This is a genomic window from Clostridium intestinale DSM 6191 (genome assembly GCF_900130055.1).
GTDB lineage: Bacteria > Bacillota > Clostridia > Clostridiales > Clostridiaceae > Clostridium_T > Clostridium_T intestinale.
In genome coordinates this window covers 236,825-256,069 of sequence record NZ_FQXU01000006.1, presented here as the reverse complement: position 1 = coordinate 256,069, position 19,245 = coordinate 236,825, and the positions used below count along the sequence as shown (strand labels likewise).

At 31.2% G+C, this 19,245-nt stretch carries 18 protein-coding genes and 1 riboswitch; of the genes, 6 read left to right on the top strand and 12 right to left on the bottom strand.

Annotation, left to right across the window (positions count from 1 at the left end):
• Nucleotides 1–453: 453 nt before the first annotated feature.
• The 5 genes from BUA92_RS10420 to BUA92_RS10400 form a co-directional block, all read right to left on the bottom strand.
• The gene (locus BUA92_RS10420; RefSeq protein WP_073019288.1) at nt 454–2,976 is read right to left on the bottom strand and encodes a cation-translocating P-type ATPase; all 2,523 of its coding nucleotides are present in this window, start codon (nt 2,974–2,976) and stop codon (nt 454–456) included.
• A gap of 111 nt (nt 2,977–3,087) precedes the next feature.
• Nucleotides 3,088–3,193, bottom strand: a riboswitch (NiCo riboswitch).
• Nucleotides 3,194–3,346: 153 nt separating this feature from the next.
• Nucleotides 3,347–4,306 (bottom strand): alpha/beta hydrolase, encoded by a 960-nt coding sequence (locus tag BUA92_RS10415; protein WP_073019285.1) that lies wholly within the window; start codon nt 4,304–4,306, stop codon nt 3,347–3,349.
• Nucleotides 4,307–4,392: 86 nt separating this feature from the next.
• Entirely contained in the window at nt 4,393–4,665 is a 273-nt protein-coding gene (locus BUA92_RS10410) for a hypothetical protein (protein WP_073019283.1), read from the bottom strand.
• Nucleotides 4,628–5,065, bottom strand: a complete 438-nt coding sequence (locus tag BUA92_RS23010; RefSeq protein WP_073019281.1) for a P-loop NTPase family protein — start codon at nt 5,063–5,065, stop codon at nt 4,628–4,630. The genes BUA92_RS10410 and BUA92_RS23010 overlap by 38 nt, the downstream gene beginning before the upstream one ends.
• A 226-nt stretch (nt 5,066–5,291) precedes the next feature.
• Nucleotides 5,292–6,050: a hypothetical protein gene (locus BUA92_RS10400; protein ID WP_083553483.1), complete on the bottom strand. Its 759-nt coding sequence runs from the start codon at nt 6,048–6,050 to the stop codon at nt 5,292–5,294.
• 110 nt (nt 6,051–6,160) lie between these two features.
• Between BUA92_RS10400 and BUA92_RS10395 the strand changes: the two genes are divergently transcribed.
• Complete coding sequence (locus BUA92_RS10395) at nt 6,161–6,751, top strand: TetR/AcrR family transcriptional regulator (RefSeq protein WP_073019279.1); 591 nt, start codon at nt 6,161–6,163, stop codon at nt 6,749–6,751.
• Here BUA92_RS10395 and BUA92_RS10390 read toward each other — a convergent pair.
• The gene (locus BUA92_RS10390) at nt 6,748–7,758 is read right to left on the bottom strand and encodes a DUF2974 domain-containing protein (RefSeq protein ID WP_242950132.1); all 1,011 of its coding nucleotides are present in this window, start codon (nt 7,756–7,758) and stop codon (nt 6,748–6,750) included. The genes BUA92_RS10395 and BUA92_RS10390 overlap by 4 nt on opposite strands.
• A gap of 480 nt (nt 7,759–8,238) precedes the next feature.
• On the opposite strand from BUA92_RS10390, the gene BUA92_RS10385 reads away from it, so the two are divergent.
• The 4 genes from BUA92_RS10385 to BUA92_RS10370 are packed head-to-tail and all read left to right on the top strand — an operon-like array spanning nt 8,239 to nt 11,825.
• Nucleotides 8,239–9,330, top strand: coding sequence for an ABC transporter permease (locus BUA92_RS10385; protein WP_073019275.1), 1,092 nt, complete (start codon nt 8,239–8,241; stop codon nt 9,328–9,330).
• Nucleotides 9,330–10,034 (top strand): ABC transporter ATP-binding protein, encoded by a 705-nt coding sequence (locus BUA92_RS10380; protein ID WP_073019273.1) that lies wholly within the window; start codon nt 9,330–9,332, stop codon nt 10,032–10,034. The genes BUA92_RS10385 and BUA92_RS10380 overlap by 1 nt, the downstream gene beginning before the upstream one ends.
• A gap of 19 nt (nt 10,035–10,053) precedes the next feature.
• Nucleotides 10,054–10,722 carry a response regulator transcription factor gene (locus BUA92_RS10375; protein ID WP_073019271.1) on the top strand — a complete coding sequence of 223 codons (669 nt, stop codon included), beginning with the start codon at nt 10,054–10,056 and terminating at the stop codon, nt 10,720–10,722.
• Nucleotides 10,723–10,739: 17 nt separating this feature from the next.
• Nucleotides 10,740–11,825, top strand: coding sequence for a sensor histidine kinase (locus tag BUA92_RS10370; protein ID WP_073019269.1), 1,086 nt, complete (start codon nt 10,740–10,742; stop codon nt 11,823–11,825).
• 136 nt (nt 11,826–11,961) lie between these two features.
• Here the strand turns inward: BUA92_RS10370 and BUA92_RS10365 are convergent, their stop codons facing one another.
• From BUA92_RS10365 to BUA92_RS10355, 3 genes are all read right to left on the bottom strand, one after another.
• Complete coding sequence (locus BUA92_RS10365) at nt 11,962–12,789, bottom strand: exodeoxyribonuclease III (protein ID WP_073019268.1); 828 nt, start codon at nt 12,787–12,789, stop codon at nt 11,962–11,964.
• Between the two features lie 262 nt (nt 12,790–13,051).
• Complete coding sequence (locus BUA92_RS10360; RefSeq protein ID WP_073019267.1) at nt 13,052–13,651, bottom strand: DUF2271 domain-containing protein; 600 nt, start codon at nt 13,649–13,651, stop codon at nt 13,052–13,054.
• A gap of 151 nt (nt 13,652–13,802) precedes the next feature.
• The gene (locus BUA92_RS10355) at nt 13,803–15,749 is read right to left on the bottom strand and encodes an alpha-L-arabinofuranosidase C-terminal domain-containing protein (protein ID WP_073019266.1); all 1,947 of its coding nucleotides are present in this window, start codon (nt 15,747–15,749) and stop codon (nt 13,803–13,805) included.
• A 193-nt stretch (nt 15,750–15,942) separates the two neighbouring features.
• On the opposite strand from BUA92_RS10355, the gene BUA92_RS10350 reads away from it, so the two are divergent.
• A complete protein-coding gene (locus tag BUA92_RS10350) occupies nt 15,943–16,740 on the top strand; it encodes an AraC family transcriptional regulator (RefSeq protein ID WP_073019265.1) in 798 nt (265 codons plus the stop codon).
• Between the two features lie 122 nt (nt 16,741–16,862).
• Here BUA92_RS10350 and BUA92_RS10345 read toward each other — a convergent pair whose 3' ends face one another.
• The 3 genes from BUA92_RS10345 to BUA92_RS10335 form a co-directional block, all read right to left on the bottom strand.
• Nucleotides 16,863–17,717 carry a hypothetical protein gene (locus BUA92_RS10345; protein WP_139259331.1) on the bottom strand — a complete coding sequence of 285 codons (855 nt, stop codon included), beginning with the start codon at nt 17,715–17,717 and terminating at the stop codon, nt 16,863–16,865.
• Between the two features lie 459 nt (nt 17,718–18,176).
• The gene (locus BUA92_RS10340) at nt 18,177–18,509 is read right to left on the bottom strand and encodes an alpha/beta hydrolase family protein (protein WP_242950131.1); all 333 of its coding nucleotides are present in this window, start codon (nt 18,507–18,509) and stop codon (nt 18,177–18,179) included.
• Between the two features lie 372 nt (nt 18,510–18,881).
• A complete protein-coding gene (locus BUA92_RS10335; RefSeq protein ID WP_073019263.1) occupies nt 18,882–19,184 on the bottom strand; it encodes a hypothetical protein in 303 nt (100 codons plus the stop codon).
• Nucleotides 19,185–19,245: the final 61 nt, after the last annotated feature.

The following is a 19,245-nucleotide window of genomic DNA, read 5'->3' as shown; positions in this document are numbered from 1 at the left end:
CCCTAAAACTTCTTAAAAAAAAAGATAGAACCTGCCTGTCATTGCAAAACTCCATCGTCTTATTTATTATTATATATTCAATTTTCGCCTTGTCAATAAGTGTATCTATTAACCTATTGTTCATTTTTATAATATTTTTATATAAATTTTATAATTTTCTTAACGATTTGTAAATTGGAGGTTTATTAGTTATAGTATTTTTGTGGAAATTTTAAATTTATTTACTTAAAATTTCCTAATCACTAAATTTATCAAAATAATAAATTTTATCAAAATAATAAAAATTCAGTTATAGGGTAATATTTTTAATAAATGTTACAACTGCATATTGCTATATTATTTGTAATATGCAGTTTTGAATATCAATATATTAAAAGTAAATTCTATTTATTTCAGTAAATAAAAGCCAGTGATTTAATCACTAGCTCTATAGTTGCTATATATTCTTTAATTTCATATTGCTTTTAACTTCTTTATAAGTTTTATAATCTCATACCACAGTACAGCGGATGCTGCTATTATAACAGAAGCAAGGAATTGTACTCCTGTTAATGCTTCAAACTTTAGAAAAGATGCTATTGGTGTATATAATACAACTAAAACAACTAAAATAGTTAAAATATTCACTGCCCACATAACTTTATCTTTCATAAGCCTTCTAACTGTTTGAAATACAAAGTCATCGTTAGAGCTATTAACTTGTACTAAAAATAGATTAGAAATCATTATTATAACTATTCCCATAGCTCTAGCAACCGATGAATTTTCTACATTTTGCTTCAAGATAAAAAGGTAAGTGATAAAGGACGCTGCAAAAATCACAAGCCCTTGAATTATGCTTTTGGTGAATAATCTTAAATTAAGCAACTTTTCTTTCGGATTACGTGGGTTTCTATCCATAATATCCTCTTCCGCAGGCTGTCTTTCTAATACTATAGAACAGGTTGGATCAATTATTAGCTCTAAAAGTACTACATGAATAGGAAGTAACAATATAGCTGCAGGTGAAATTCCTAATATTGGTGCTAATAAGGATGCAAATGCTATAGGAATATGAATAGTAAAAACATAACCTACTGCTTTTCTTATATTATCATAAATTCTTCTTCCATCTTTTATCGTCTCAACTATAGTAGTAAAATTATCATCCATTAAAATTAAATCAGCAGCTTCTCTTGCAACTTCACTACCTCGCTTACCCATGGCAATTCCTATATCAGCATATTTAAGGGCTGGTGCATCATTTACGCCATCACCTGTCATAGCTACAATTTTACCATTTTCTTTAAATGCCTTTACAATACGCATTTTGTGTTCAGGTACAACTCTTGAAAAAATATTAACATTTTTCACTTTCTCACAAAGTTCCTCATCACTCATAGAATTAATCATATCACCAGTTATAATGTTATCACTATCTTTCATACCTATCTTCTTTGCTATAGAAGCCGCTGTAACACCATTATCCCCTGTAATCATTACTACTCTAATACCTGCTTTTTTGCAAACTTCAATATCCTTCTTTACACTTTCACGTGGAGGATCAGTAAGGCCAATAAGCCCTAGTAAATTAAGTGAGCACTCTGTGATTTTTTTAGGTATATCTATTTCTCTCTCTAGCTTTCTTGTAGCTACAGCAATTACACGTAGTCCTTCCATAGACATTTCTAAAATCTTCTGTTCTACTAATTCCCTATCCTTATCACTTAAATTACAAATTGTTAAAATTCGTTCTGGTGATCCCTTGGCTGCTATTACAATTTCACCATCTCTACGCCAAACATGTCCCATCATCTTCAATTCATTTGTAAATGCATACTCCGTAATAAGCTCATCATTAAATAAATGTTCTTTTGTAATTCCAAACTCATTACAATAACTTAACATAGCCTTTTCCATAGGATCGTAAGCATCTGTTTCACATCCAAGTCCCATGGTTTCTATTAATATATTATTATCACAATTAAAAGTCCAGGTTTCCTGTACAGACATCTTATTCATAGTAATAGTTCCTGTTTTATCTACACAAAGCACCGATATAGCTCCCAAAGTTTCAACAGATGGAAGTTTTCTAACTAGAGACTGTTTTTTTGCAAGTCTCCATGCACCCATAGATAAAAATACAGTCATTATAACAGGAAATTCTTCAGGTATCATGGCCATAGCAAGGGTTATACCTGATAAAATACTCTCTATAATTCTTGGTTTAAAAGAATGATCTGGAATATTAAAGTAGGTAAATGTTCCAACAGCTAAAAATAAGACTATTGCTATTAAAGCACATACTTTTACCAACTTACCAGTTTGTTTTTGAAGTGGAGTATCCTCGTCTGGAGCAGAAGCAATATCAACGCCTATTTTCCCATATTCAGTTGAAACCCCAATTTTATCAATTAAAACTGTTGCAGTTCCTTGAGTTACCAAAGTTCCTGCATAACAATAATCTCGTCTCCAATAATCACTTTTTTCCGTAACATCATTTTTTACTACCTTCCATACACCCTCAGCCTCACCAGTTAGAGATGATTCATCAACACAAAGATCATTACAACTTAAGATTACACCATCTGCTGGAATCTTTACGCCTTCATGAATAACCATTAAATCACCAGGAACTAGGTCTATACTGGCAATCCTATTCTCTTTTCCATCACGTATAACAGTAATATGAGGTGCTGATAAATCTTTTAACGCATTTAGTGTTTTATCAGTTTTCCATTCCTGAATTACATCAATACTGATAATACCTATAACAAAAATAAGCATTATGCTACCATCTCTTGGTTCGCCAAGAATAAAATAGATAACAGCTGCAACAATTAAAAGCAGAAACATAGGCTCACAAATTATATGAATCACCTTTTTAATAAAATTTCCCTTTTTCTCTTTTACTAGCTCATTTTTCCCAAAGTATTCTTGCAGTTTTCTTGCTTCCTCTGAACTTAATCCCTTCAGATTCATTTTGTAATTTTCCATAAAAGTTATCTCTCCTTTGCTATTTTAGCAATTATTTGATAGCTCCTTTGCCCCTCATGCAACTATATATGTTCACAAGGGCATGAAAAAAACACACCTATGGAACATAACTACTGTCCCACAGATGTGTAATAAATTACAATCCGCTGCCATGTAAATGGCCCGGCCCCATGACCTGATATAAATCAAGGTTCATCGCCTGCTCAGTTTGTACTGTTGATTATTCATTTCTAATTGAAATGTAATGCAGTGCAAAGAGATATTCTTGCAATACTATTATATGCTTATATCACAAGAAAGTTTATTATATACTCAAGATTATATAAGATTAAAATATTTAATGCAATCATTTCTATAAACTTTCATACTGCTATTTTAAATTTGTTGAAATAAACTCTTTAGTCATTTCTGCAATCTTATCAGCATTTGTCCAGTGCAAATAATGTCCTCCACTAAGAGTTTCAACCTTTTGTATAGATGCATTAGAGACTAACTCTTCATGTAGTTGTAACCAATAATTATCAGCATCTTCTGATTCTTGTGATAAAATCGCTAAGACTGGTAACTTATTTGGATATTTTATATCATAAAGTTCCTTTGTATTTGTGTTTACCATATTAAATTCATTTATCACAGATACATTTACACTATTCCAAGCCGTTGACATCTTCTTCAGCTTAAGTTGTTCATCAGAATAATAATTATTTTGGTTCATACCATCATCAACACTTGGCAAAAGATATGTACTCGCTCTTATTATTCCTAAGGTATTAAGTAATGGCAAAGATGTCGACATATCAGCATCTTTATTGATTTTAGTTTGATTAGGAGCAGATTCGTCAATTCCTATAATTGCCTCTACTTCATCTGGATAATTTATTGCATAATACATAGAATATATCCCTGATATAGAGTGTGGCATCAATATATATGGTCCACTAATTTCTAATTCTTTCAGTGCTAACCTTATTTCTTTCACAATATTATCAGTCGAACGTTCCTTTTTTGTAGTGTCACTAAAACCATATCCAAAATATTCAAGAATTACAACTCTATAATCCTTACTTAATCTTTCTGCCAAAGGCATAAAGTCTGTAATTGGTGAAGCAGTTCCTAAACCACTTAATAACACAACTGTCTTTTCTCCTGACCCACTTACATAAGCTTGCATATTTCTACCATTTACATTTAAAGTTTGACCTATTTTATATTTGTTCTTTTCTATTGGTTTCAAAATATTATGCGTTAAAGCTGAAATTATAACTAATCCAACTATAATTCCAGAAATCCATAGAACCACTTTACCAGCCATTTTAAGTATCTTTTTCATTACTTTTCCCTACATTATTATCATTAGTTTTAATTACTGTTAATGTTTATTTGTTAATTAATAGCTATACAAAATTTATAATATACTTATTTATCTAATCCAATTCTTTTATATGTTTGCATGAATATAATCCCAGAGGCTATTATCCATATTATTACTGCCCTATTTTTTGCATCTACCATCTCAATAGCACCTCCACTAAATATCTTTCTAAAAATTATATCCATATTATAATTTGGCAAAATCCCCGCTACATACTCTACACTTTTACTGGATCTTGAAAATATAGGAGTTCCTATTGTTCCTGCAGCCATTTGATTTTTAACACTTATTCCTACTGTTGCACCAATTTCTATCATAACAATTCTTTTGGGAATAACTTAGCTTCTTAATTTTTGTATTTGAAACGTCTAAAAGTGCTAACTTCATTAATACTTTTTTATAATCAACTTCGTTCCTAAAAATATCTGCAAAAAACTTCATATAATCGTCTATTGTCATATTTTCATAAAGAGCATCTTCTCTTAGTACAATCCCTATGTTTGCTATATTTCCCTTAACATACTCTGAATTTTTAATACCATCTATTAAAATTTCGCCTTTTCCTAATATTTCTTTTCCTAATATCAGATCTAGAAGCAAATCACTTATTTCGTTGCTACACTCTATACTTACGGAGCTTTTTTTATTTAAATCAACATCTATATTTTTTAAGACAATATTATTTTTCTCTTTATACAACTTCTTAATTTTAAGCATAAAATCATCCTTCTAAGTTTTTAATAGTTTCCCCACATGATAAATGAAATATATTAGTCATTTTCTTTAATAAATACTGAAATGCTTCATTACCTGCTATTATACTTTCTTAAAGCCTTATTTATTCTTACAGCCATTGTATCAAATAACTCCATTTACTACCATAAAATTAGCACTTAGATTTATTCTAAGTGCTAATTTAGACTATATAACTCTCTTAAGATGTCTAATCAGTAATTTTTTGATAAGCGTTTTGTAAGTTATCGTTTATTACTATTGCTTCACCATTACTTTCTAATTTAGACTCTTCTTCTAATATTTTTGCTTCATACTTCCATCCTTCTGGTAGTTCCAGTACATCACCTAAATTTTCTAAATCATCAATTTTTAAGTTTTTATTTATATTTTGAGAATATGATTGCATTCTATATCTTTCTCCCTTAGGCGATATTAACTCATAAACCATATTTCCCTTAAAGTAAGTATACACAGTATCTCTTTTAACTGTGTTCTCAGTATATGATGACTCACCTAAACCTTTTTCAAATATAGTTTTTTCTAGAGTTGCTCTTTGCGTCATTTGTATTCCACCAAAATCGGCTACTTTTCCATTTTTCGTATTCCCTTTTGCATCTATTGTATTAACTACCCAATTCCTTGGTCCATTAAGTAATACCTTCATAGCACCATATTCCTTAGCTAACTTTTCAGCATCAATTTTTTCCCATAATTCTTGTGGCAATTCATTGGAATCAATTGAATTATATACCTCAATATATAACTTTGCTCCTTTTCTATAAACAGGTATAATTTCTCCATACCTTAAGTTTCTCCAATCCTTTGGATGCTCAACAAATTGAGTTTTTTCCACTGCGGGGATATGTTTTGCAAGTTCATCAGTATTACCTCCAAATATGTATAATACAACTCCAATTAGAACCGTAACTATTGTAGCTAATATTATAATAGTTTTCTTCTTAATCATTTTAAAACTTCTCCCTTCTTTTTTAAGATACATTTGTTTCATAAAAAATTATATGATATACTTTTGTCCATGTAAATATAGTTGATTTTTATGAAACAGGAGTGGATAAAATGTATCATATCAAGAATGACAAGCGTTCAATACAAACCTCAAAATTTATATATAATGCTCTAAGTTCGCTATTAGAAGAAAAGAAGTATGAAGATATTAAAATTACTGAAGTTATAGAAAGATCTCAAGTTAGTCGTGCAACTTTTTATAGAAACTATGATTCTTTAGATGATATATTACGTTATGAACTAGATCAGAAATTTATTAAATTAAGTGAATATCTATATGCTAACTATAAATCTAATAAAAATACTAACAAAATACATCCATTATCTTTACTAAAACCTTTTTTAAGATTTTGGTATTTAGACTCTCTAATACTAGAACAACTTTTAGCAACTAATAAAAAAGAAATAATAATTGATAATATTTTAAGGACAACTAAGAACTTACTAGAGAAATCAAATATAGAATATAAAGAGAACATATTTTATGACTATATGTTAAATATTAGATCTAATATTATTTTCAGTGTCTTAGAAACATGGGTCTTAAATGACAAAAATCTTTCACCAGATGAACTTTACAAATTAACAATAGATCACTTAAATGAATCATTAACTGCTCGAATCAATGTTAATATGGATTAAAACAAACGTAAATTCTTTACATACAATGACAAAAGAGATCTTATTGTAGCAGAAACAAAACGCTTGGTTTCTGCATCAATACCTCTTACAGCTCCCATGGCTATACCTACTTTTTTGCGCCAATCCTCTGTCAAATCACTAAGGTTTACAACTCCAATGGATTCAAATACACTATAAAGTGTTGTAATGAATAACTCTCGCTTTTCATCATCCAAAGATGAAAGCCAATCATTAATAACGGTATTAGTATACTCTGCATCTTTAGTAAGTCCTTGTGTATATTTAAAATCACGTTCATTAACTACCCATGAAAAAGGGTCATGTTGCATAATCCAAAACTCGTTGCTTTCTACAACAAGATAATCTTCCTGATGCTGCAAAAGCATTCCAACTAAAGATGACTGTGGCAAAGTTTTATGTATCTTTGATTTGATATGTGCATATTTTTCGCTTGTAAAGATTTCTTCTCTAAAGCCAGGTCCATCGTGACTGTAAATTCCAACGATACGTTCTTGTATATCTTGATTACACTCCATAGCTGAATAAACAGCAACATTTCCTCCCTTAGAATGTCCCCCTACCATTAATAGATGTGGAAACCTTTCGGCAACAGCATTTAAATAGACAACGCCCTCTTGCTGAGCAGGAACTGGAGAAATAAAAGCCATGTTGAAGTCCTCTTTCCATCCTACAATAGTAGCATCAGTACCTCTATAGGCGACATAAGCTATCTCATCATCAATTAGGTAAGTTACAGCCGCAAATTGTTTTTGTAAAGTTATATCTAAACTGTCTGAATAGCAGCACATACGAATATCCCTAAACCTTGGACTCATTCCAAGCGCTATTAAAAGTCTATTATTGCTTTTTGGATCTCTGACATTCTTAAGCATATGAGGAATATGTTCTGCTTTTAACAAATCTCCAATTCTTACAGGCTCACTTCTATCTAAAATATTCGGTACAACTTTATTAAAATGAATATATGCAAATTGAGATAAAACCAAGCTATCTACTAGACTGAACTTAGTGGTTTTAAAATCTTCCATTTGTGACTCTGCATAATCTATAATATTCATGTTTTATCTCTCCTAAGCCATTGTTTTAAACTAATGCTAATATCTTTCCGTTTTTTATAATTTATTATGCTTATCCTACAAAGCTGTCAATTGTTTTTTTAGTAACCTTTTTAATTGTATACTTTCCTTTACATAGATAGTATTGTCTACTAAATTTTTATGTTCATTATATCAAATAATATTATTTACTTCCATTTTTATATTCCCTATTCTCCTCTTATTTTTAATTTGGTCATATTCAGGTCACATTACAGCTTTATATTATGTACATCGATAGTCATTACAGCTGTAATATTTATCTTAATATTTTTTGCAATTTGAGTAAAAACGCTGTTAAAAAATTACGTTTGAAAAATAAGACGAATATAAATCACACTCATGATAATCATATAAGGAAAGAGGTAAGTTATGAAATTAGCATGGAAAGAAATAAAACATGGCATATTAAAGTATGCACTGATAGAGAGCATACTAGTTCTGATGATATTTATGGTTGTATTTTTATCAGGACTAGCAAATGGACTTGGTTGGGCTATTAGTGCAACCATTGAAAAGACAGATGCAGAGTATTTCGTAGTAAGTGCAGATGCAGAAAACTTAATTTCAATATCTGATATAAAAACAGATGTACTAGAAGAAGTAGCATCTCAAACAAATGATAATGTAACAAATCTTAATATTAAAAGATCCAATATTAATACATCAGTAGATGAAAAGAAATTAGATATTACTTATTTTGCTATTGATCCAGAAAGTTTTCTTTCTCCAGAAATATCGCAAGGAGAATCACTAAAAGACTCCTCAGTAGAATATCCTGTTTTATTAGATGATTCCTTTAAAGATCAAAATATAACTCTTGGAGATGTGGTAAAGGATTCTGTAACAGGACTTTCTTTAACCGTAGTAGGATTTACACATGATGAAATGTATGGACACTCACCAGTAGGCTTTATCAAGGATGATACATTTACAGCCCTTAATCTACTAGTAAGTTCTTCTTATACTGAAAAGTATAATGCAATAGCAGTTCAAGGCTCAGACATCGATAATATAAATATAAACGGATTAGAAGTGATCGATAAAGAAACGGTTATTAATAATCTTCCTGGCTATTCTGCTGAGCAGTTAACTATTAAGATGATTCTTTGGGTACTAGTAATAATATCAGCAGCAGTACTAGGTGTATTTTTCTATGTAATTACTATACAGAAACAAAAACAGTTTGGTGTTCTTAAAGCCATAGGAATGAAGATGTCAGAACTTACAAGATATATTATTAGTCAGGTTCTAATTCTTTCAATGTTTGGAGTTATTATTGGCAATCTTCTTTCAATTGGTATGGCATCTATTCTCCCAAGTAGTATGCCCTTTGCTCTTAAAATCCCATCAGTTATTATTATATCTATTGTTTTTATCATGATTTCTTTACTCACAAGTTTAGTATCAATAATAAAAGTTGCCAAAGTTGACCCGATTGTTATAATAGGAGGAAACGAATAATGAAAAATGAATATGCATTACAGTTAAATAATATATCAAAATCTTATCAAGATGGTGAACAACAAAATAACATCTTAAAAAATGTTTCTCTTGAGGTAAAGCCAGGTCAATTTATTGCAATTATCGGTCCCTCTGGTTCAGGTAAAAGTACATTTCTATCCATATCAGGTGCGTTACTTTCACCTACAGATGGTAGCGTTGTGGTAGGAGGAGAAAAGCTTTTGAATAAACAAAACAAAAAACTTGTTAAAATTCGTAGAGAAAAGATTGGATTTATTTTTCAGAGTCATCACTTATTTCCTTATCTAACAGCAAAGGAGCAGCTTACATTAGTTCTAGATATGAATAAAAAAAATGGAAAATCTAAAATGAATGCAGATGATATGTTAAATGATCTTGGACTATCAGAATGTTCAAACAAATATCCCTCAAAGATGTCTGGTGGTGAAAAACAACGAGTGGCAATTGCAAGAGCATTTATGAATAATCCAGATGTTATTTTAGCCGATGAACCAACAGCGAGCTTAGATGGAGTTAGAGGTAGACAGGTAGTAGAGTTAATTAAGAAAGAAGTTAAAAAACATAATAAGGCTGCCATCATGGTAACTCATGATGAAAGAGTATTAGACCTAGTTGATGTGGTATACAGATTAGAAAACTCTCAATTAAAAAAGGTAGCTGATTATAAAGCAGTTAATCATTAAGAAGAAAGTAGGTGATAGCATGTTCTCCATTCTTGTTGTTGAAGATGATGAGATACTGAACAGAATGATATGTGCAAAGTTACATCAAGAGTCCTATCATGTTTTTACATCATTTGATGGAAAACAGGCTTTGGACTTACTGGACAAGGAACATATTGATTTGATTATTAGTGATATAATGATGCCAAATATGAATGGATATCAATTAGCCAAAGAGCTTCGTGATGCAGAATATACCATTCCAATTCTAATGATAACAGCTAAGAATCAATTTGAAGATATGGAAAAAGGATTTCGCGCTGGAACGGATGATTATATGATTAAGCCAATTAGCATGAGAGAATTAGTACTCCGAGTAAAGGCATTGTTAAGAAGAGCTCAAATTGCAAACGAGAAGAAGTTAGTAGTTGGCGATACCTTACTTGATTATAATGCACTAACAGTTAAGGTACATGATGAAATCTTCGAAATGCCTCCCAAGGAATTTTACTTACTCTTTAAGCTTCTTAGTAATCCTAATAAGATATTCACAAGACAAGAGTTATTGGATGAGATATGGGGAATGGATACTGATGTAGATGACCGTACTATAGACTCTCATATCAAGAAACTTCGTAGAAAATTTGAACATTGTACTGACTTTGAAATAGTGACAATTCGTGGGCTAGGCTATAAAGCAAAAATATAGGAAAGGATTATAGACCTATGACTAAAAAATTTAGAAAGAACAGAATATCTCTACGTTTTAAGCTTGCATTAGCATCCATTATAATCCTATGCGCTTCCTGCGGAATCGCATATTTCATGGTGCTTATTGGTTTTTCTTTATTTTATAATGGTCCAATCACCAGTAAAGTTGCTTTATTTATGTGTCTTGTTGCTTGTGCTATAACCATGATATTAAGTGTTGTAGCACTTTGGCATTCAGCATCTTATGTAATTAACCCTATTGTTGAAATTAGCGAAGGAGTACAAAAGGTAGCTGATGGCGACTTTTCAGTACAATTATCATTTAATAATAATCATAGAAGAAAGAAAAACGAATTATATCCCGACGAAATTTCTGTAATGGCAAGTAATTTTAACAAAATGACACGTGAATTAAATGGAATGGACTATATGAGAAAGGACTTTATGAGCAATGTATCACATGAAATTAAGACCCCAGTTGCAGCTATTGCAGGTTTCTCTGAAATGTTGTTAGATGGAGGACTTAGTGAAGAAGAACAAAAGGAGTACCTCTCATATATCTATCAAGAATCACAAAGACTTTCTCGTATGAGTGAAAACATGCTACATATGTCTAGATTAGATCATCAGAACATCGTAGACTTGAAGCAGAAAGTTAAAGTGGATGAACAAATTAGACGCTGTATTATTTTACTTGGAGAGAAGTGGCATGATAGGGACATTCAGTATGAACTTCAACTTGAACAATGTAGTATAGTAAGTGACTATGACTTACTCTTTCAATTGTGGACTAATCTAATTGATAATGCTATAAAATATTCAGAACAAAAATGTACCATATGGATTACAACTAAAGTCGTAGATAATTTTTTTCAGTTTTCAATTAGAGACGAAGGAATTGGAATATCTAAGGAAAACTTAATTAAAATATATGACAAATTCTATCAATGTGATGAATCACACAAAATACAAGGCAATGGTCTAGGTCTATCCATAGTAAAAAGAATTATAGAATTGTTAGATGGAAGTATTTTATGTGAAAGTGAGGTAGGAGTAGGAACTACCATGACTGTTATGCTACCTATTAACTCAAAAAAATAAATATATGTTTATCTCTAATGCCTATGAGGATATAGTAGATACTAATAAAGATTCATCAATAAAAAAGAAAACTGGATTTTCTAGGAGTAATGTCCTCTCCCGAAAAATCCAGTTAATGCTTACAATTCTTTATATACTACAAATCAATTTCAAGTAATATTGGCCCATGGTCTTGTCTTGTACCTGAATCAACCATTTCAGATTTTATAACCTTATCCGCAATACGATTACTAACTATCCAATAGTCAATTCTCCATCCAGAATTGTTAATTTTACTAGTTTTAGCTCTCTGAGCCCACCAAGTATAAACATCTTTTATTTCTCCGTGAATATAACGGAAAGTATCTGTAAACCCTTTTAATAAAAGATTTGTGAAACCTTGACGTTCCTCATCAGTAAATCCAGGTGAATTACGATTGCTATTAGGATGAGCCAAGTCTATTTCCTTATGAGCTACGTTGAAATCACCTGTTGCAATAACATATTTATCTTTATCTAGGCTTGCTAGATATTCTGCATATTTTATATCCCAAATCTGGCGTTCTTCCAAACGATTGAGTCCATCCCCTGCATTAGGAGTGTAAACTTGAGTTAAGAAAAAGTCATCAAACTCTAGAGTAATTATTCTTCCCTCATAGTCCATGGTACTTGGTGCACCGATTTCTGGATAGGTAACAACTGGTTCTAAATTCTCCTTATATAAAAACATTGTCCCAGCATAACCCTTACGCGCTGGCTCAACTGAACTGTTCCAAACAACTTTATAATCGGGAAACATCTCCTTCAAAATTTCTAAATGTTTTTTAGAAGGGCCATTACTTGGTAACTTTGTTTCCTGTAAAGCAACTACATCTGGATTATGTTCTATAAACGAATTTAATACATTTTTAGATAATAAAGCTCTTTCTGAAGAACTTGTTAGTGCTGCATTTAATGAATCAATATTCCATGAAATAAATTTCATTACTTATCCTCCTTTATTGACAGATCTATCTCATAAATTCTATGAATTTATCAACAAACTAACTGTAAGTTTTGCCTAGTTATTGTAGAATCTTATAAATTATTGTATCATAATGTATTTACCAAATAAACATAAAGAAAAAACCATTAAATGTAATATATGCATTCGATGGTTTAAATCCTATTTTTTCATAATAATCTTGAATTGTATAACATTGGTTCCAAAATACGTAGATTAAAAATGCCTACTTCTCCATTCTATACTATTTATTATATACTGCTTTTACTTCTCCTATCATATCGCTTTCTTTTGCCTCTTCTGTAGAATACTCAACCTTCGCCTCAGAAGATGAATCAATTCCTCCAACCTCAATCTTTCCACTATAAAGTACACGGCTTTCCCACTTTACAGTGCCTTCAACATAATAATTATATACACCTTTTGGTACTTCATTTCCATCTTTATCTTTACAATCCCAAACATATACTAGATAAGCTGACTTCTTAGGAGTAGACCCCGTAACAGTATCAATCTCCTGTGTACTTCCATCACTTATATTAGATTTTTCTACCCACGTCGGAATAGCATCTTTTCTTTTCTCATATCCTTTAGTTGCAGTAAATTTTGTAACAAAAATAGTCTTTATATATTCTCCTGATTCATTTTCTATCCAAACCGCAAATTGATTAGTTGCATACCCTTTCTGTTTTACATAGGGAAAAGAGATTTCTAATGTCTTAGAAATGCTGTCTTCTCCTTGTTTTATTGTAGGAACTGAAGGTGAATTATTATTACTACAAGCTGAAAAAATAATATTTATAACTATTAAAAATAATAAAGTAATCCCTTTTAAAGCTTTCATATCTTCCTCCTTTAATAAATTAATTAATTTATATTTTAACATATATTTTCCAATACATTTATTAAGATTATTTTACATTTAAAGAACATAAATAAAAAAGACTTTGAAATTTAATTCAAAATCCTTTTTAACTAACTAAGTTTAATGCTTTTTATACATCCTTACAATACATCTTAATCACATAAAATGACCTTGGATTTACTTCATAACTCATGTTGTTTTTTACTTTAATATCATATTTTTTAGGAGCTATATTAAATGGTTCATATATAGAATTAACATCTTTTTTTTGCCCTTCCATAATATACATTTCTCCATCTTCAGCTAGTGAAAATTTAGTTTCTAACTCAACATGAACAGCATGCTCCAAGGTATTAACAAGCTTTACTATTATATATTTTTTTTCCTTATCATAAGAAACAGTAAATGGTATCTCTTCCACATCATTTATTATTTCTAGAAGATTTGTTCCCATAAGTGTGCTGTACATCTTTTGAACATAGTAGCTTGGACTTCCGTAAGAATCCTCCCCATTAAAAAATACCATGTCATGTGACCATTGCATATATCCAAGCCTTGCAAAAAGTGGTGCATAAGAAGCAAGTACAACAACATCCGCATTTCTTTCTATTCCTGTAAGAAATGCTGCTTCTGACAAAGCTGCTTCCCAATCATTAAAGTCAGGTCTATTCATTTCAAAACCATAATGAGCAGCATATTCACCTGCAAAAACTTTAATATCTCTTGGATACTTATCATAAAAATGTACATTATCACAAAGCCACTTTGGTTCTACATAATAGTGTTCATCGACTGCATATACATAACTAGGATTATCATTTACTCTATCCTTATAATAACTCCATGCATCACTATATTTTTTAGAACTTACATCTGGGCCAGCAGAACCAATCAGTTTTATATATGGATATTTTTCATGGATTGCTCTTTCGAATATTTCATATCTTTTGAAAAAGTCTATATTCTCTGTTTCCCATTGCTCATTACCGATACCTATCATATCAAGCCCAAATGGTTCACTGTGACCCATTTGTTCTCTTATCCTTCCCCATCTCGAATCTACAGGTCCGTTTGCAAATTCTATTAAATCAATAGCATCCTGTACAAATTCCTTAAATTCAGGATCATCAATTTCAACTTTTTCAGAAGACATAAATTGGCATGCAAGCCCCACATTTATAACTGGGATAGGCTTAGCTTTTAGATATTCACATAAAAGAAAATACTCATAGTATCCAATTCCCAAACTCTGATTATAATGACTGTATTCACTTGTGTAATTATTTTCTTCGGTGCTTCCATGAACAGCCCAACGATTCCAGTTTACTTTCCTCTCTTCTACCTTTCCTATACTTCTTTTCCATTGATAACGGCTATCTAGAGTATTGCCTTCTACGATACATCCTCCTGGAAATCTTAAAAATCCTGGTTTCATATCTTTTAGCATCTCAGCTAAATCTTTTCTAAAAAGACCAAGAACAGCATCAGAAGATACCATTGATATAAAATCAAAGCAAACTTTTCCTGGCTTACTCAGTTTCACAATAAATTCCCCATATGAAATATCTTCATTAGAGATTAAATCTGCTTGATATCTAACCCATTCAGAGCTTACAGATTCTGTCACAACCACATTGGCTCTTATTTTCTCGTCCTTTACTACGCAAACCTCAATTCCACCCATATAATCTTCTGTTCTTGCATAAAAAGAAATATGATATGTCAAATCTTTTTTCATACAGATTCCATCATAAGCTTTATTAGTAAAACCCATCTGGTTTTCAGATGCTCTAAACTCCAAGTAATGTGGATTTATATTATTTTGTGGTTTAGTTGATTGTATATTTATTTCAGCACCATTTGCATCTTTTGGATAAGCGCCCCAACCATAAAGCCCATCAAATATTATCTCATAATTATCTTTAAATCCCCTAGACTCCACAAATTCAAAAGATCTATTTTCAATCATTTCTGCATACAACCCACCATCTAAGCCATAATTTATGTCTTCAAAGAAAAGACCTATCATTCCTTTATTAATATCTTTACTTAACTTATCTGTTATTTCAATTCTCATAAACATCACCCTTCAAAATAATTAATAAATTTTAATTTTTTCCACTCATTTATGTAATCAGTATACGTTGTCATATATTAAATATCAATTAAGTATCATGCGCTTTTACTAACATATTGTGCAAATTTTATATTGACAATATGTTAGTACAAAAATACAATAAATGTATCAAATTTTTAGGGATGGAATATCTATGCATATAATAAATATAGGCTATAATCATAGCCACGATGCTGATTTCAATATAAGTCGACCCAATGGTTCTGGAAACTATCTATTGCTCCTTCTAAAAACTCCTGCCATATTCACATTAAATGGCTCTGAAATTATAACAAGACCTGATTCCTTCATACTATACAGAGAGGATACCCCTCAGTTCTATCGCTCATTTGGTTCTCAATTTCAAAATGATTGGTTTCACTTTAAAATAGATCCAGAAGAAAAAGATTTATTTAATAACCTTGGGATTCCTCAAGATGAAGTAGTACACATTGGTAATTTAAATGAACTTTCAATAATAATAAATAACTTATGCTATGAAACCTATTCATCAAACCGTTACAAATATGATACTATCGAATTATATCTAAAACTATTCTTTTTAAAGCTAAGCAACAAAATACATAACTCAAATAATGAAATTATAAACACCCATTACAATAAACTATCTATTATACGGACAAAAATATATAATCAGCCATATATTAATTGGAATATTACTGAACTGTCCCACGAACTAAATATGAGTAGGTCTAGTTTTCAGCACTTGTATAAAAAATTATTTGGAATAAGTGCAATTACAGATGTAATTCTAAGCAGAATTGAGCATGCCAAATACTTACTCTCCACAACTGATATTCCAATCAAAAAGATATCAGAAATGTGTGGATATAATAATGATATTCACTTTATGCGTCAATTTAAAAAGGTAACGGAATTAACTCCTACGAAATATAGAGAGGAAAAAAATAATGAGATTAAAATTCAATAAGAGTATATCATTATCTCTTTCCTTATAAGTTTATCTTCCTGCACCACATCCATGTATTACAGATGGTATTTTTACAAAGTATTTTCTCCATTTGCCTTACTTGTAGCCAATTCAGTGTCTTGTTATTCCTCGCATTGTTTTTTCTTTAAAACAATAATTTCAAATAAATCTCCAAATTCATTTTGAAAGCTAAGTTCCTTTTGTTCAAAATGAGAGTCTATGTATGCCTTGAATTTGCTATTCTTTTTCTTTTTCTTATTTAATAGAAAGCCAGTAGAAGTCTCCACGTACCATGAAACATATCCAAATAAATAGTAAACACAAAATGAACTAAAACGCCTTTTCGAATTGTCTATAATTATGATCCCATCATCATTCAACACACTATAGAATTTCTTGAAAAGTATCTTTTGATCAATGTCACTTCTAAGCGAGTACCACAAACTCCCTTTTATGTCGAAGATCACATCAGCTTTTTCTTCCCCTACTTCTAACAGGTACTCTTCTATTTTCAAGGCCTCTTTTCCAGGGAAAAATCGCAGATTTTCATCGTTAATGTCTTTTACAGCATGGTTTTCAATTTCATCTATGTCCGCAATTACAAATTTTATTGAAATACCCTTTTGTTTTAGATCATCATATAGGAATTTTTCATAAATCCCTTTATTTGCCGCTGGGCTCACAAAAGTTAATCCTGATTTTTTGGGGACAAAGTTCTCTTTTTGGATGGCGTTATACATATGTACAAACCAATCGTTTCCTAGAAATCTTCGTGTAGTATCGTACCACTTGTCCAATTGAAAATTCTTTTTAGAATTTATATTTACCTGATTTCTTCTAAAAAGTAACCTTTCCCCGATGCTGAATCTTCCTAACAAAAAAATATATAATACTGATATGGGAAATAAAACAATCAGCAAGGAATTAAATATTATCAAATTATTCACAGCAATATTCTTCATTACGACTTCTGACATAGTCTTTGATTCCACTAAATAAGGTAATACTTCTAACAAACAATTACGAACGTAAAACGGATAAAAAAGCAAAAAAAGTATTGCAAGAGCAAATACAAATAAACGTAAATACCTAGCTCGATTCATAGTAACCCTTCTCCTTCTCTCTTCTTTGATTTTAGAGTTTTCGTCTTTCTAGGTCTCCAATAGCATTAATTAGCAAAGTTACACTATATTATTTTATACAAAAACTCAAAACCTAAACCTTAACGCAAATATTCCTAATTCTGCGAAAAAGTTAGACCCCATAAAGCAAAATTCCCCCAAACTAATTAGTCCGAGGGAACATGTCAATATGAACCACATTAAGCTATTATGTGTGTGAGAATAATTAACACGGTATATAAACGGAATATTATAATTCTTGAAGCCAATTTTCACAAAGTTTTGGCCAGATTGATACCGTGGGTTCATCCTCGCCTAAGCCTGAAGCATTGGGCCTTTGGAGAATATATGTAAATCAAATGGTATATTTAGCTCATTTAGAGCTTGATCAAAAAGTAAGTTTTGGTGCTGAAAATTCCAGTGATCGGTCGCTGTAATCCATAGAAAAGTCGGTGGTGTTTTCGCTGTAACATGTTTATGGTTTGAAGTAAAGTCTATAAATTCATCCACTGTAATATCTTTTGATAATAGAGAATCTGGCGGCAATTTTTCCTTAGAAAAGGGGGCTGTCTCAGCATAACATAAAATGATTGCATTAAGTTTAGAACTCGTTTGATCAATCGGATCGTTAAAATCTGGTTCTCCCAAAAGTATTTATTCCTATTTGATTTAGCCATTTTGCAATTGGTTTTCCTTCATTAATCTTGCCTAAGCCTTGGGGTGTCTTGCTTTAACCTTCCATATTTTCAGCCTAAATCCTACTCTCCTAACACGCTTAAATCGAATCCATCAGAACTTTATTTTAAAAGTCAGAAGATTATTTGAAAGAGCAGGGGATTATTATGGGGTTACACTACCCTTGACATCACTACTACTGTCTCCACATGGCTAGAGTGATCATTATTTATGTCTGCATTCTTGGGAACACTTCCTGTAATCAATAATCACATACCTAGTGCATTATTATTAAAATTCGGTTGTACTTTTGACATTTTTACCTAACACAGCTTCCACCTTGGCCTAGGCCTTATTTAGAGCCTCTTTATATACGAAGACATCCTGAGCACCTGAAACTGTATATGTTTTATTAAACAGGAAATGTGATATTCCCTGTACACCTGTCAGATGGCCCTTTTTTCTTCCAATATAGTAAAATTGGCAGATATAATCGAACCATATCTCTACTACCAAATTAATTTCACTCATCACTCTTTTCTTATTTACTTCTCCTGGTAGGCCTGTTTCAAATATATTTTTTTCTGCGAAGGAAAGGCTTTTCGGTATGATTGCAAGGGTATCTTCTTCCACAACAACATAATCCATGTAAGAACCTGAGGGAACCATTCCCGTGTGCTTTTCACTATGTGGATAGTACTGGTTTAGT